Annotated in this window: 12 protein-coding genes; 5 read left to right on the top strand and 7 right to left on the bottom strand. The window is 72.1% G+C overall.

Annotated features, from left to right (window positions below; translation table 11 throughout):
• The first annotated feature begins 169 nt into the window (after positions 1 to 169).
• Positions 170 to 919 (top strand): response regulator transcription factor, encoded by a 750-nt coding sequence (locus tag GFH49_RS21530; protein WP_155057795.1) that lies wholly within the window; start codon positions 170 to 172, stop codon positions 917 to 919.
• Positions 916 to 2,529 carry a sensor histidine kinase gene (locus GFH49_RS21535; RefSeq protein WP_155057731.1) on the top strand — a complete coding sequence of 538 codons (1,614 nt, stop codon included), beginning with the start codon at positions 916 to 918 and terminating at the stop codon, positions 2,527 to 2,529. The genes GFH49_RS21530 and GFH49_RS21535 overlap by 4 nt, the downstream gene beginning before the upstream one ends.
• A gap of 4 nt (positions 2,530 to 2,533) precedes the next feature.
• Here the strand turns inward: GFH49_RS21535 and GFH49_RS21540 are convergent, their stop codons facing one another.
• From GFH49_RS21540 to GFH49_RS21555, 4 genes are all read right to left on the bottom strand, one after another.
• Complete coding sequence (locus tag GFH49_RS21540; RefSeq protein WP_155057732.1) at positions 2,534 to 3,232, bottom strand: LuxR C-terminal-related transcriptional regulator; 699 nt, start codon at positions 3,230 to 3,232, stop codon at positions 2,534 to 2,536.
• Positions 3,233 to 3,366: 134 nt separating this feature from the next.
• Positions 3,367 to 3,909, bottom strand: coding sequence for a PadR family transcriptional regulator (locus GFH49_RS21545; RefSeq protein WP_155057733.1), 543 nt, complete (start codon positions 3,907 to 3,909; stop codon positions 3,367 to 3,369).
• A gap of 30 nt (positions 3,910 to 3,939) precedes the next feature.
• Positions 3,940 to 5,955 (bottom strand): NADPH-dependent 2,4-dienoyl-CoA reductase, encoded by a 2,016-nt coding sequence (locus GFH49_RS21550; protein WP_155057734.1) that lies wholly within the window; start codon positions 5,953 to 5,955, stop codon positions 3,940 to 3,942.
• Positions 5,956 to 6,032: 77 nt separating this feature from the next.
• A complete protein-coding gene (locus tag GFH49_RS21555; RefSeq protein ID WP_155057735.1) occupies positions 6,033 to 7,157 on the bottom strand; it encodes a serine hydrolase domain-containing protein in 1,125 nt (374 codons plus the stop codon).
• 267 nt (positions 7,158 to 7,424) lie between these two features.
• Here GFH49_RS21555 and GFH49_RS21560 point away from each other — a divergent pair, with 267 nt between their 5' ends.
• On the top strand, positions 7,425 to 9,092 hold the full coding sequence (locus tag GFH49_RS21560) for an RNA polymerase sigma factor (RefSeq protein WP_155057736.1): 1,668 nt from the start codon (positions 7,425 to 7,427) through the stop codon (positions 9,090 to 9,092).
• Here GFH49_RS21560 and GFH49_RS21565 read toward each other — a convergent pair.
• Positions 9,037 to 9,816: a glycerophosphodiester phosphodiesterase gene (locus GFH49_RS21565; RefSeq protein WP_155057737.1), complete on the bottom strand. Its 780-nt coding sequence runs from the start codon at positions 9,814 to 9,816 to the stop codon at positions 9,037 to 9,039. The two genes, GFH49_RS21560 and GFH49_RS21565, sit on opposite strands and share 56 nt — an antisense overlap.
• A 34-nt stretch (positions 9,817 to 9,850) precedes the next feature.
• Positions 9,851 to 11,050, bottom strand: a complete 1,200-nt coding sequence (locus GFH49_RS21570) for an adenosine deaminase (RefSeq protein ID WP_408055933.1) — start codon at positions 11,048 to 11,050, stop codon at positions 9,851 to 9,853.
• Positions 11,051 to 11,073: 23 nt separating this feature from the next.
• Here GFH49_RS21570 and GFH49_RS39440 point away from each other — a divergent pair, with 23 nt between their 5' ends.
• Positions 11,074 to 12,075 (top strand): DUF4190 domain-containing protein, encoded by a 1,002-nt coding sequence (locus GFH49_RS39440; protein ID WP_196218074.1) that lies wholly within the window; start codon positions 11,074 to 11,076, stop codon positions 12,073 to 12,075.
• Between the two features lie 346 nt (positions 12,076 to 12,421).
• On the opposite strand, the gene ybiA is transcribed toward GFH49_RS39440, so the two are convergent.
• Positions 12,422 to 12,988 carry a riboflavin biosynthesis intermediates N-glycosidase gene (gene ybiA, locus GFH49_RS21580; RefSeq protein ID WP_155057738.1) on the bottom strand — a complete coding sequence of 189 codons (567 nt, stop codon included), beginning with the start codon at positions 12,986 to 12,988 and terminating at the stop codon, positions 12,422 to 12,424.
• A 213-nt stretch (positions 12,989 to 13,201) separates the two neighbouring features.
• On the opposite strand from ybiA, the gene GFH49_RS21585 reads away from it, so the two are divergent.
• The gene (locus tag GFH49_RS21585; RefSeq protein WP_155057739.1) at positions 13,202 to 14,746 is read left to right on the top strand and encodes a gamma-aminobutyraldehyde dehydrogenase; all 1,545 of its coding nucleotides are present in this window, start codon (positions 13,202 to 13,204) and stop codon (positions 14,744 to 14,746) included.
• The last annotated feature ends 30 nt before the right edge of the window (positions 14,747 to 14,776 follow it).

Raw genomic sequence — 14,776 nt, forward strand, 5'->3', positions numbered from 1 at the left:
CTGGGCTTTACGTGGTGCACACAGGCTCCTTTCGTATCCTGCCCGGCAGGATCCTGGCTGCCACGGGCCGTGCGCCGTGCGCCGTCCGCCGTGTCCCCATACCCGGCGGGGCCGGGAGTGTGTTCCCGGTCGCCTGGAGGTCCCCTTGACACCTGTTGAGCGCTCTGCCCTGCCCGGCACCGGCGTCGGAAGCGATCCCGGCCCCGCGGCCGCGGCCGGCGTGAACCTGCTGGTCGTGGACGACGAGCCCACTGTCCGGGAACTGCTCTGCGCGGCCCTGCGGCACGCCGGGTTCACCGTCGCCGCGGCCGGGACGGGCAAGGACGCCCTGGACCGCGCGCGGGAGGTCTCGCCGGATCTGGTCCTGCTGGACGTGATGCTGCCCGACCTGGACGGCTTCGAGGTGATCCGCCGACTGCGCGAGCAGCACCGCCCGGTCGCGGCGTCCCGAACCGGGCACATCCCGGTGATGTTCCTCACCGCCCGTGACGGGACCCAGGACAAGATCGAGGGCCTGGTCCTGGGCGGCGACGACTATGTGACCAAGCCGTTCGATCTCCAGGAACTGATCGCCCGTATCCGTGCCGTGCTGCGCCGCACCAGCGGTGACCCGACCGCGCTGTTGCGCGTGGCCGACCTGGAACTCGACCCGGACGGCGTCCAGGCGACCCGGGCGGGCGAGCCGATACGGCTGTCACCCACCGAGTTCCGGCTGCTGCAGTACCTGATGACCAACGCGGGCCGCACGGTCTCGAAGGCGCAGATCCTCCGGCGTGTGTGGGACTACGACTTCAACGGCGACACCGGCATCGTCGACACCTACATCAGCTATCTGCGCCGCAAGATCGACAACGGCGGCCCGAAGCTCATCCACACTGTGCACGGGGTCGGCTACGTGCTGCGCGGACCCAAGTCATGACCCCGCCCCGTCGTGTCCGCGCCGTGTGGGCGCGGGCGTCCCTGCGCAGCCGGGTACTGCTGCTCGCCGTCGCCCTGCTGGCGGCCGGGTTCACCGTGTTCAGCCTGGTCACCGGCAACTCCCTGCGCAGCTATATGGAAGACCGGGTGGACGCCCAGCTCCGCAGCACCGCCCAGGTGTTCTCCCTGCTGCCGCCCTCGGTGGCCGAGAACGGAGCCGGACAGCAGCCGGCGGCCGGCCTCACCGGCTTCGGTGCCGACGTCCTGGGCAACCGCGTCATCACGTATGTCTCCCAGGACGGCACGGTCGAGAGCAGTATCGACTCGGTCGGCGAGGAGAACCGGACGAGCGACGGGCGGGGCCCGGCCCTTCCCCGGCTGGACACGGACGCGGTGGCCGCCCGGGAGGGACGGCCGTTCACCGTCGACAGCACCGAGGGTGACGGGCGCTGGCGGGTGATGGCCGTGCCCAGGACCGACCGCGCCCGTCTGCTGGAGGGCGCGGCGACGGTGCCGGTCTCCGGCAGCGTGATCGTGTCCACGCCCATGACGGAGGTGGACGACACGGTGGGCCGCATGTGGTGGAACTACCAGCGCACCGGGCTGGGCCTGCTGGCGTTCCTCGCCGTGGCCGGCTGGTTCGCGGTCCGGTCCGGCCTGCGCCCGCTGTCCCGTATCGAGCAGACCGCCGCCGAGATCGCGGGCGGTGACCTGTCTCGCCGGGTCCCCGAACTGGCGGGACCGCACACGGAGTTGGGCCGCCTGGCTGCCGCACTGAACGGCATGCTCGGTCAACTGGAGATCGCCTTCGGCGCCCGCGCCGAGTCCGAGGCGCGGATGAGCAGGTTCGTCGCCGACGCCAGCCACGAGCTGCGTACTCCGCTCGCCGGCATCAAGGGCCTGACCGATCTGCACCACATGGGCGCCCTCGCCGACCGCGAGGACATCGACGCCACGATGAGCCGGATCGCCCGCGAGTCCGAACGCCTCACCCGGCTCGTCGAGGACATGCTGCTGCTGGCCCGCCTCGACGAACACTCGCTGAAGGCAACGGGCGACCTGACCGTGCCCGGCATCGACCTCGCCCCGAGCGACCTGCGCACCCTCGCCGCGGACGCCCTGCACGACGTACGCGCCCTGGATCCGGCCCGGCCCGTCACCCTCACCGGGCCGGCCGGCGAGGGCCCGCCCGCCTCCGCGCCGGCGCTCGCCGACGAGGCCCGCCTGCGTCAGGTCGTCACCAACCTGGTCGGAAACGCCGTGACCCACACCCCACCCGGCACGCCCATCCGCATCGGCGTGGGCACGATCGGCGACCACGCCGTTCTGGAGGTCGCCGATCAGGGGCCCGGTCTCACCCCGGACCAGAGCAGCCGTATCTTCGAGCGCTTCTACCGCGCCGACACCTCCCGCGCCCGCACCACCGGCGGTGCCGGCCTCGGCCTCGCCATCGTCCGCTCGCTCGTCAGCGCACACGCGGGCCGCGTCGAGGTCGACTCCGCTCCCGGCCGGGGAGCCACCTTCCGGATCCTCCTGGCTCGGCTCCACGAGCCGCAGACCCCCGCCGGGATTCCGGTTCCGCGGCCCGTCGAGGCGGGCAGCCGCGGATGACGCGTCAGGCGGCCGGGCGTACCAGGCCGGACTCGTAGGCGAAGGCGACCGCCTGGGTGCGGGCGTGAGCGCCGATCTTGGCGAGGATGTTGCTGACGTGGGTCTTGACGGTGGTCGGAGCGATGGACAGCCACTCGGCGATCTCGGTGTTGGACCAGCCGGAGGCGACGGCGACGAGGACATCGCGTTCGCGTCCGGTGAGTGAGTCGAGCCCGGAGGTGGGGAAGAGGGGGCGGGTGGTGTGCTGTTGGCGCACGGCGTCGATGAGCGCGCGGGTCAGGCCCGGGGTGATGACGGCGTCACCGGCGGCCACGATGCGGACGGCCGAGACGAGCTCGTCGGGGGCGGCGTCGTCGAGGAGGAATCCGCGGGCGCCGGCGCGCAAGGCGGCGTAGGCGTATCCGTCCCGGTCGGCGGGGGTGAGCACCAGGACGCGAGGGGTGTGCGGGTCCGCGGGCACCGATTCGAGGTGCCGGGGGAGGCGTTGCGGTCGGGCGATGCGCCGGACAGTCTCGATGCCGTCCGCCTGGGACAGACGGCTGTCCACCAGGACGACGTCGGGACGGAGCGCGGCGCTCAGGCCGACCGCCTCGGCTCCGCTCGCCGCTTCCCCTACGACCTTCAGATCGGGCTGGGCGGCCAGGAGCATCCGCAGGGCGAGTCGCTGCAGGGACTGGTCGTTGACCACGAGTACGGAGACCATGCCTGTCTTCTTCCTGCTGGGCGGGTTCCGCCGACCGATAGGAACGAAACTGTTTCGTTCCTAAGCCTACCGCGGCTCTTGTAAAACCGAAGTAGGGGAGCGGCCAGGACTTCGCCCTGATCCCCGCCGGGCCGCTACTCGGACGGCATCGCCGCCACCTCTGCGAGTGCCTGGGTCAGCCACTGGGTCCAGAAGGTCTCCAGGTCGATCCCGGCACGCAGCACCAGGTGCCGCAGGCGGTCCTCGGCGGTGTCCCGGCCGGGCGGGAAATCACGTCGTTCGATCTCCTCGTACTCGGCCAACTGCCGCCGGTGCAGCTCCAGATGGCGGCCCAGGTCGGCCTGGAGTCCCGCCGTGCCGACCACGGCCGCGGCGCGCAGCCGCAGCAGCAGGGCGTCGCGGTGCGGCTTGGGGTCCTGGGCGGCGGCCGTCCAGCGGGCGAGTTCGGCGCGGCCGGCGGGCAGGACCTCGTAGCTCTTCTTCTGCCCCCGGGCCGGCTGCGCCGGCGCCAGCGCGCGGATGTGGCCCTCGGCCTCCAGTCTCCCCAGCTCGCGATAGATCTGCTGATGCGTCGCCGACCAGAAGTAGCCGATCGACCGGTCGAACCGCCGGGTCAGCTCCAGCCCCGAGGAGGGCTTCTCCAGCAGGGCGGTCAGGATCGCGTGGGGCAGGGACATGACCACATCCTAGGGACGGCCGTACGACGTCTACAGCGTCGCCGCCAGCTCCGTCCCCTGCTTGATGGCCCGCTTGGCGTCCAGCTCGGCGGCCACGTCGGCACCCCCGATGAGGTGCGCGCTGCGCCCGGCGGCGACCAGGGCGTCGTACAGCTCCCGCGTCGGCTGCTGCCCGGTGCACAGCACGATCGTGTCGACCTCAAGGACCGTGCTGCTGTCGCCGACGGTCACATGCAGTCCGGCGTCGTCGATCCGGTCGTAGCGCACGCCCGGGACCATGCGGACGCCGCGGTGCTTGAGTTCGGCGCGGTGGATCCAGCCGGTGGTCCTGCCGAGGCCCGCGCCGACCTTGGACGTCTTGCGCTGCAGCAGATGCACCGTGCGGGGTGGGGCGGGGCGCTCGGGCGCGGTGAGACCGCCGGGGCGTTCGTACGTCATGTCGACGCCCCAGTGGCGGAAGTACGTCGCCGGGTCCTCGCTCGCCTTGTCGCCGCAGTCGGTGAGGTATTCGGCGACGTCGAAGCCGATGCCGCCGGCGCCGAGGATCGCGACGCGGTCGCCGACGGGAGCGCCGTCGCGCAGGACGTCGAGGTAGCCCACGACGCTCGGGTGGTCGACGCCGGGGATGTCCGGGGTGCGCGGGGTGACGCCGGTGGCGACGACGACCTCGTCGTAGCCGGACAGATCGTCCGCGGCGACCCGGGTGCCCAGGCGTACGTCGACACCGTGCGCGTCGAGTTGGTGGCGGAAGTAGCGCAGCGTCTCGTCGAACTCCTGCTTGCCGGGGACCTTGCGGGCCACGTTGAGCTGGCCGCCGACCTCGCTCGCGGCGTCGTACAGCGTCACCTCGTGGCCGCGTTCGGCGGCGCTCACGGCACAGGCGAGTCCGGCCGGGCCCGCGCCGACGACGGCGACCCGTTTGCGCAGCCGGGCCGGGGAGAGCACCAGCTCGGTCTCGTGGCAGGCGCGCGGGTTGACCAGGCAGGAGGTGATCTGCCCGCTGAAGGTGTGGTCGAGGCAGGCCTGGTTGCAGCCGATGCAGGTGTTGATCGCCTCGGGACGGCCGGCCGCGGCCTTGGCGACGAACTCGGGGTCGGCGAGCATCGGCCGGGCCACCGACACCATGTCGGCGCAGCCGTCGGCGAGCAACTCCTCAGCCAGTTCAGGGGTGTTGATGCGGTTGGTGGTGACGAGGGGGATCGAGACCTCGCCCATGAGCCGCTTGGTGACCCAGGTGTAGGCGCCGCGCGGCACGGAGGTGGCGATGGTGGGGATACGGGCCTCGTGCCAGCCGATACCGGTGTTGATGATCGTCGCTCCGGCCGCCTCGACCGCCCGGGCGAGCGCGGCCACCTCGTCGAGCGTCGAGCCGCCCGGCACCAGATCCAGCATCGACAGCCGGTAGACGACGATGAAGTCCGCGCCGACCGCCTCCCGCACCCGCCGCACGATCTCCACGGGGAAGCGCATGCGGTTCTCGTACGTGCCGCCCCAGCGGTCGGTGCGGTGGTTGGTCTGCGCCGCGATGAACTCATTGATCAGATAGCCCTCGGAGCCCATGATCTCGACCCCGTCGTACCCGGCCTGCCGGGCGAGACGGGCCGCCCGCGCGTAGTCGTCGATCGTCCGCTCCACGTCCTCGTCGCTCAGCTCACGCGGCGGGAAGGGGCTGATGGGTGCCTGGAGCGGACTCGGGGCGACCAGATCCCGGTGGTACGCGTACCGGCCGAAGTGCAGGATCTGCATCGCGATCCGCCCGCCCTCGCGGTGCACGGCCCCGGTGACGACCGTGTGCCGCTCCGCCTCGGCGTCGCTGGTCAGCTTCGCGCCGCCCTCGTACGGCCGCCCCTCGTCGTTGGGCGCGATGCCCCCGGTGACGATCAGCCCGACCCCGCCCCGGGCGCGGGCGGCGTAGAAGGCGGCCATCCGCTCGAAACCGCGCTCCGCCTCCTCAAGTCCGATGTGCATGGAGCCCATGAGCACGCGGTTGGGGAGGGTGGTGAAGCCCAGGTCGAGGGGGGTCAGCAAGTGCGGGTAACGGCTCATTCGACTGTTGTAGAGGACGGTCCCTCGATTGTGCAACTAGTTGCACAAGTGGCGGGCCTCACCATGAGCAGAGGACGTCAATTCAGGGCCGCCCGTACGATCCGCTCCGCGGCCGGGTTCATCGACTCGTCCTTGGCGTTCGTGTCGTTGACCGAGTAGACGAGGGTCCGGCTCAGGTCACGTGTCGCGGCGATCGCCGTGCTGTAGCCGTACCGGGCGCCGCTCTTGATCCAGTAGACCCTGCCCTCGTACGGGAACCGCTGGAGCCCCGCGCTCATCACCGCGCCCTCGACGCGCGGCACCGTGAACATCTCCCGCAGCTGCGGCCGGGGCACGATCCGGCCCCGGAAGAGCCTGTCGAGCAACCGCTCCAGATCGGCGGTCGTGGAGATCATGTCGCCGGCCGCCCAGCGGTCCGCCTGGTTCCACTCGGTGACGTCGACCAGCCGGGTCGTCCCGTCCGGCTGCTCCATCGCCTGGTAGCCGCGGTTGTGCGGGCCGAGGATGCGGGGATCGGTGCCGGGGAAGTACGTGTCCCGCATTCCGGCGGGGCGCAGCACACGCCGGGTGGCCTCGGAGGCGTACGACTGTCCGGTCACCTTCTCGATCAGCAGGCCGAGCACCGTGTAGTTGATGTTGAGGTAATGCTGCCGCTCACCGGGGCGGAACTCCGGTCCCTTCGCCACCGCCGACGCCACCACCTGCCGCGGCGGCAGCGTGTCGAAGCGGTGCGCGTACGGGTCCGCGAAGCCCTCACCCGGCTGGATACCGCTGGTGTGGTTCAGTAACTGCCGTACGGTGATGGGCTCGAAGCGACTGGTCAGCAGGGTCGGCAGATAGTGCTGCACCGGCCGGTTCAGGTCGACCCTGCCCTCCGCCGCGAGCTGCAGGACGACGGCCGCCGTCACCACCTTCGTCGTCGAACCGGCCCGGAAGCGGGCGTCAGGGTCCGCCTCCCGGCCGCTCTCCAGATCATGCACGCCCGCGCTGCCGCGCCAGCTGCCGTCCGTGCCGCCGACCCGGACCAGGGCGGCCGTCGTGTCCGCGTCCGGAATCCCGGCGAGCGCGGCGGTCAGCGCCTCCGCGTCCGGGCCCGTCGTGGTGCGCGCGGCGGCCGGCGGGGGCGCGGCCGGCACCGGGGCGGCCAGCGGGCCCGCGGTCAGGGCGACGGCGAGGGAGGCGGCGAGGACGGCTGTGCGCATGGGCTGCTCCTGGGGAGGCGGGGTGTTTGCGCTGATCCTCCGGCGGTACGACGGTCTCCGGGATCGTCACCGAGGTGGGCACCCACCCTGGTGCGACCCCGAGCAACTCTCCTCCCCGGCAGTGGAGTTGTCGGGGATCGCCCCTACGGGACCGGCTCCGGCGCCGAAAAACTGTTATCGACGCCGCCTTCACCCCGTCTCCGTATCTGTGATCTTCCTCATGGCAAGCCACACGGTCGGGGCTGAGAAGGTGCGTACGGACACGCGATGACAGGTGAGAGGACGAGGGTGGAAGGGCGGCAGTGGCGATCGACCATCGCGGCCGCGCAGGCCGGTGACCGGCAGGCGCTGGACGAGCTGGTCGCGGGCTGGCTGCCGCTGGTCTACAACATCGTCGGCCGCGCCCTGAACGGTCACGCCGACGTCGACGACGTCGTACAGGAGACGATGCTGCGTGCCGTCGGCAACCTCGGCTCGCTGCGCGATCCGGACAGCTTCCGGTCCTGGCTGGTGGCGATCGCCATGCGGCAGATACGGGACCGGGCACGCCGCAGGCAGCCCGACCCGCTGGACGAGTCCGCCGCGCACGAGTCCGCCGACTTCGCCGAACTCACGGTCCTGCGGCTCCAGTTGGAGGGCCAGCGGCGCGAGGTCGCGGAGGCGGTGCGCTGGCTCGACGACGAGGACCGGCAGTTGCTGTCGCTGTGGTGGCTGGAGGTCGCGGGCGAACTGACCCGGCGCGAGCTGGCCTCGGCCGTCGGCATCAGCCGCCAGCATGCCGCCGTGCGCGTCCAGCGGCTGAAGGAACGCCTGGAGACAGCGCGCGGCATCGTGCGCGCCCTCGACGGCGCCTGCCCCGGACTGCGCGAGCTGACCGCCCGCTGGGAGGGCCGCCCCGACTCCGTCTGGCGCAAGCGGCTGGCCCGGCACATCCGCGGCTGCGGCTACTGCTCAGGCGCCCGCGAGTCGGTCGTACCGGCCGAGCGGCTCCTCGTCGGGATCGCGCTCGTGCCGCTCCCGGTCGGCTTCACCCTGTCGCTGGCCTTCGGCGGCAAGACGGCCGTGGCGGCCACCTCCGTCGGCTGGTCCGCGAAGGTGCTGGGCGCGCTGGCCAAGCCCGCCGTCGCCATGACGGCCGGCGCGACCATCGTGGCAGGGGGCGCGTACGTCGTCACCCAGCCCCCGGACGGCCCGCCCCCGCGCGCGGCGGCGCCGACCGCGGCGAGCACGGCACGCCCGCCGTCCCCCACCGCTTCCGCCGCGCCCGCGCCGTCGCCGTCCCCGACGAAGACGCAGGACGCCGACGTGTACGGCACGGTCGTCGACGCCGTCGACACGGCTCCCGACCGCAGCACGCCGCCGGGCGGGCTGCCGCGCCGCCCCGAGTCCGGGATCACCAGCAGTGGCGGGTCGAAGGCCGTGCTGCAGCACCGCGGGGAGAGCGTGACGCTCAGCGGCCAGGGCTATGTGCTGGTGCGCTGGCAGATCGCCCCGCACGACCGGTCCGGCGGGCTGGCCATGCCGACCTGGACCGGCCTTGAGGGCAAGCTCTTCCATGTGGCGTCGGGCGGCGGCCGGCGTATGGACGACCCCTTGGACGGCAGCACCGACGGCACGGCCACGGGCATGGGAAGCCCGGAGACCGGCTACACCGTCCTGCCGGACGGCACCCAGCAGATGTGGCAGAACGAGTTCTTCTACGTCGACGGAACCGTCACCCTCAACCTCAACGAGCGCGGCGCCTCCTACGGCCTGACCATCTCCCCGTCCAGCTGGGACATGGTGACCGAGGACATCCGGAACGGCCCCGACCGGGGCGTCATCCGCTACGGCCTGGTCCGCGACAACGGCGAGGACACCGCCCCCGTACCCCAGTACGTCACGCGGGCGACCCCGGCCGACCCGGCGATGGTTGCCCAGCGCTCGCGGGTGTAGCGCTCCTGGATCTACTGGTGCTCCCGGATCCGTTGCTGCCCCTGGATCCGCGCACGGCGCACAGCGCGTCGATGCGGTTCGTCGTGATCGAGTCGACGCCGATGTCCAGGAGCCGGCGCATGGAGCGGCGGGTGTCGGGCGTCCAGACGGAGACCAGATAGCCGTCCGCGTGGAGGCGGGCGGCGAGGTCGCGGTCCACCAGCGGGAAGCGGTAGTTGAGCCACCGCGGCCGTACCGCGTCCAGCAGCACGGGCCGGGCCGGCGCCAGCGTCGTCCAGGTCAGCGCGATCTCGGCGGCCGGGTCGGCGGCGCGCACGGCGAGCATGGCGGCGGCGCCGGCGCAGTAGTACACGCGGTCGGCGGCCCCCGACTCCCGTACGACGCCGACGACCCGGCGGACCGCCTTCGCACTCGGCTCGCCCGGCAGGTCGAGCATGATGCGGTGGCCGTCGCCGGCGGACAGGGCCTCGGCCAGCGTCGGCACCCCGCCGTCCGTGAGCCCGCGCACCTCGGCCGCCGACAGCGATTCCAGCGGCCGGTCGTGCTCCCACAGGCGTTTGAGCGTGGCGTCGTGCAGCAGCACGGGCACGCCGTCCCGGGTGAGCCGTACGTCGATCTCGACCGCGTCCGCGCCCTGTCTGAGCGCGGAACGCAGCGAGCCGAGCGTGTTCTCGCGGAGCCGGTAGGGGTCGCCGCGGTGGGCCACGGCGGTCACGTTCTGCATGGGACTCATTGTGACGGGCTTCTCGATACGGCGGTCAGGGGGCGGCGAGCCAGGCCGAGGTGTAGGCGTCGATCTCGTCCCTGATACGGGCCTTGCCGGGCTCGTCCAGGAAGGACGCCTCGACCGCGTTCTTCGCCAGGCCGGCGAGACCGTGCTCGTCGAGTTCGAGGAGCCGGGCGGCCACCGCGTACTCGTTGTTGAGGTCGGTGCCGAACATCGGCGGGTCGTCGGAGTTGACGGTGACCAGGACCCCCGACCGCACGAACTCCTTTATGGGGTGCTCGTCGAGGGTGCGGACCGCGCGGGTGGCGATGTTGGAGGTCGGGCACACCTCCAGCGCGATGCGGTGCTCGGCGAGGTGCGCGAGCAGCTTCGGGTCCTGCGCGGAACTGGTGCCGTGCCCGATGCGCTCGGCACGCAGCTCGCCCAGGGCGTCCCACACCGTCTCCGGACCGGTCGTCTCACCGGCGTGCGGCACCGACCGCAGCCCGGCGGCCAGCGCGCGGTCGAAGAACGGCTTGAACTGCGGCCTCGGCACGCCGATTTCGGGCCCGCCGAGCCCGAACGACACCAGCCCCTCGGGGCGCAGCCGGTCGTCGGTGGCCAGCCGCGTCGTCTCCTCGGCCGCTTCCAGGCCCGCCTCGCCGGGGATGTCGAAGCACCAGCGCAGTACGGTCCCGAAGTCGGCCTCGGCCGCCTTGCGGGCGTCCTCGATGGCGTCCATGAAGGCGCCCTCGTCGATGCCCCGCCGGACCGAGGAGTACGGCGTGATGGTCAGCTCCGCGTAGCGCACCTGCTGCCGGGCCATGTCACGGGCCACCTCGTACGTCAGCAGACGTACGTCCTCCGGCGTGCGGATCAGGTCGACGACGGACAGGTACACCTGGATGAAGTGGGCGAAGTCCGTGAACGTGAAGTAGTCGACCAGGGCTTCGGGATCCGTGGGGACCTTGGAGTCGGGGTGGCGGGCGGCCAGTTCCGCGACGATCCGGGGGGAGGCGGAGCCGACGTGATGCACATGCAGTTCGGCCTTGGGCAGTCCGGCGATGAAGGCATGCAGGTCGTGCAGGTCGCGCGGGGCGCCTGCGGCGATGTGCTGGGTCAAGGTTCCTCCCCGGGAACGGCGTCCCCGGCCGGGGTCCGGCGGGACGCGGGTGATCGGCTGATCGATGACTCGGGGGTCATCGTAGGCCGGACCCCCGCGGCCGCGGCACGGGCCGTAGCATGACGGCACGCACGACAGAGGGGACCCCGCGCATGTCCGACGACGCGCAGACGCCGGAGGCGCGTGACACCGCAGCACACTGGCCGACGCCGCCCGGCGAAACGGGCGACTCCGCGGCAGCGGACGACGCGGCGGAGGTGCCGCTGGCCGAGGGCGCGGAGTCCGCGGTCGACGTGGGGAAGGCGGACCCGGCGGGGGCGGCGAGTGCGGGTGGCGGTGGGGAGCCGGTGAACGGCCCTGCCGACGCGCGGCCCGAGCCGAACCCGTGGGCTCCGGTGTCCGGCCCCTCCGTCCGTGATCAGCAGACGGTCGCATCGGTCCCCCCGACGGACACGGCCCCCACCGCGTCGGACGGCAACCAGGAGTGGGCGAACCCCGTGGCGCCGGGCACCAGAGAGGCGCAACGTCAGCCGCCCCATTCGCCTCATTCGCTCCACTCCTCCCAGTCGCCCCAGCCGTGGGCGAACCCCTTCGCGCCCCCGGCCCCCACACCCCCGGCCGACGGCTCAGCCAACCTCTTCGCCCCGCCCGCGCCGTCGGCACCGTCCGCACCAGCCGCCCCCTACGCTCACGGCGAGCCCGTCCCACCGCCACCCATAGCCCCCGACGGCCCCGGCCAGATCCCGTACGGCTACCCGGTGGGACCGGGCTACCCGGCGGGGCCGGGCTACCAGGCCGGTCACGGTCACCCTGCCGGTCCGGGCTACCCGGCGGGTCACGGTCACCCCACCGGTCCCGGATACCCGCCTCCGCCCGGCGCGGGCTACTACGGCTGGCCGGGTATGCAGCCCACGCCGGCCAACGGGATGGGTACGGCCAGCCTGGTGCTCGGCATCATCGCGGCCGTCTTCTTCTGTCTCTGGCCACTGGCCATCGTCCTCGGCATCCTCGCAGTGATCTTCGGCGCGCTCGGCCGCGCAAGGGCCCGCAGGGGCGAGTCCACCAACCCGGGCCAGGCCCTCGGCGGCATCATCTGCGGCGCGGTCGGCATCGCCCTGGGCTTCGGCATCATCGTGCTGCTGATCGCGCTCTGACCGAGACGGATCAGCCCACCTGACCGCCCGGGGACATGGCCCAGCCCTGGCCCCGATACCCCCGCCACCGCCCAACGCTCCCCAGCACCGCCCGGCGCGACACCCCGGCCATTCGGCCTTCGCGGTTTGCGTCTGGGCGGTGGCTTCGGCGGTCGGCCTTCGCGGTTTGCCTCTGGTCGCTCATTCCGGTCGTTCGGCCCCCGCGCCTCGCCTCCGGGCGCTACCCCGGCCATTCGGCCCCGCGTCGCCTCACCCCCACCCCACCCCCCGCCATCAGAGGCCCGCACCTAACCCCCCGTCCCCACCTCCAACTCCTCCCGCGCCCCTCGCCATCAGAGGCCCGCACCTAACCCCCCGTCCCCACCCCCAACTCATCCCGCGCCCCCATCAACGCGAACCCCAGCAGATTCAACCCCCGCCAGCGCTCCGGATCCATCGCGGCCTCGTCATCCGCCGCCAGCCCGATCCCCCACACCCGGTCCACCGGGCTCGCCTCCACCAGCACCCGATGGCCTGTGCCCAGCAGGAAGTCGCGCAGTTCGGGATGGGCGGTGAACTTGTGCACGCTGCCGGTACGCACGAGCTCGAACCGCTCGCGCTCCCATGTCGCCTCGTCGAAGCCGCGTACGAGACGGCCGGCCTTCTTGGCCTCGGCGGGATGGCTCGCGGCCAGCACCCGGCGCTCTGCCTCCGCGTCCCCGAACAGCCGTGCCTTGCCTGCCATCATCCAGTGCTCGGCGGTCGGGTAGGTCACGCCGTCCACTGCGAACGGCGACGGCCACCATTGGCTCAGACAGCTCGCACCGACGCGGCCGTCCGCCCGCGCGCGGTGTCCCCAGAAGTGCAGGTACTTCACTCTCGCCCCGGCGCGGACCTCCCTGACCAGGGCCTCCCGCGAATCGATCTTCCCCATGCATGCGAGTCTGGCAGGCACCACTGACAATCCGTCCCCCCTTTCTCAGGCCGACTCGACACCTGGTCGACAGATTCCGTCGCGTAACCAAAAGGCAACAACGAAATCACTTGTTGGATGCCCATAGCTCTGTCAGGATCGGCGCTCAAATCGAGCTGAAGCTACGCCACCCACACCTGATCACCAGTGGCGACGGCGGAGGAGAGCGACGACATGCACAACCCGGGCACCGCGCACGGATCCGCAGCACAGGACCGATTCCCCGCACAGGAGCGCCTCGCGGCCGGTGCGCAGTACATCGCGGGCCGTCTGACGCAGGGCACCTCAGGTCGTACGCACGCGGTCGTCGACCCGGCCACCGGCGAGGACGTCTACCGGTACGAGCTGGCCGGCACCGAGGACGTCGACGCGGCCGTGGCCGCCGCGCGCCAGGCCTTCCCGGGCTGGGCCGCGACCACCCCCGGCGAGCGTTCCGACGCACTGCACCGCTTCGCCGCCGTGCTCGCCGACCGCGCCGAGGACATCGCCCGCGCCGAGTCCCTCCAGTGCGGCAAGCCGCTGAAGCTGACCCGCGAGTTCGACGTGCCGGGAACCATCGACAACACCGCGTTCTTCGCGGGGGCCGCCCGGCATCTCCAGGGGCAGTCGGCGGGGGAGTACTCCGGCGACCACACGTCGTACGTCCGCCGCGAACCCATCGGCGTCGTCGGCTCCGTCGCGCCCTGGAACTACCCCCTCCAGACCGCCTGGAAGGTCCTCCCGGCGATCGCCGCGGGCAACACCATCGTCCTGAAGCCCGCCGAACTCACCCCGCTGACCTCCCTCCTCTTCGCCGAGGCCGCCACCGAGGCCGGCGTCCCGGACGGTGTCATCAACATCGTCACCGGGACGGGCAAGGAAGCCGGCGAGCATCTCGTCGGCCATCCCGGCGTCGCCATGACCTCCTTCACCGGCTCCACCGCGGTCGGCAAGCGCGTCGCCGAGATCGCCACGGCCACCGTCAAGCGCATCCACCTGGAGCTGGGCGGCAAGGCCCCCTTCGTCGTCTTCGACGACGCCGATCTGGAGGCGGCCGTCAACGGCGCTGTCGCGGGCGCCCTCATCAACACCGGCCAGGACTGCACGGCCGCCACGCGCGCGTACGTACAACGGCCGCTCTACGAGGAGTTCGTCCAGCGCACCGCCGCCCTGATGGAGACGGTCCGGCTCGGCGACCCCTTCGCCCCCGGTACCGACCTCGGGCCCCTCATCTCGCACGTCCAGCGCGACCGCGTCGCCGGTTTCGTCGACCGGGCGCGTGCCTACGCGCGCGTGGTCACCGGCGGTGAGGCACCACAGGGCGATCTCAAGAACGGCGCGTACTATCGCCCCACCCTGGTCGCGGACGCCGCGCAGGACAGCGAGATCGTCCAGTCCGAGATCTTCGGCCCGGTCCTCGTCGTCCTCCCCTTCGACAGCGACGACGAGGGCATCCGGCTGGCCAACGACACCCCGTACGGGCTGGCCGCGTCCGCGTGGAGCAGGGACGTCTACCGGGCGAACCGCGCGACCCGTGAGATCAAGGCCGGCTGCGTGTGGGTCAACGACCACATCCCGATCATCAGCGAGATGCCGCACGGCGGCTACAAGGCCTCCGGTTTCGGTAAGGACATGTCAACCTACTCCTTCGACGAGTACACCCAGATCAAGCACGTCATGTTCGACAACACGGCGGTGCCCAGGAAGGACTGGCACCGCACGATCTTCGGGGACCGCTAGCAGACAGGCCGCCCGACCCGCGGCCGCCCA

This window comes from Streptomyces blattellae (assembly GCF_009709555.1).
In the GTDB taxonomy this organism is placed as follows: domain Bacteria; phylum Actinomycetota; class Actinomycetes; order Streptomycetales; family Streptomycetaceae; genus Streptomyces; species Streptomyces blattellae.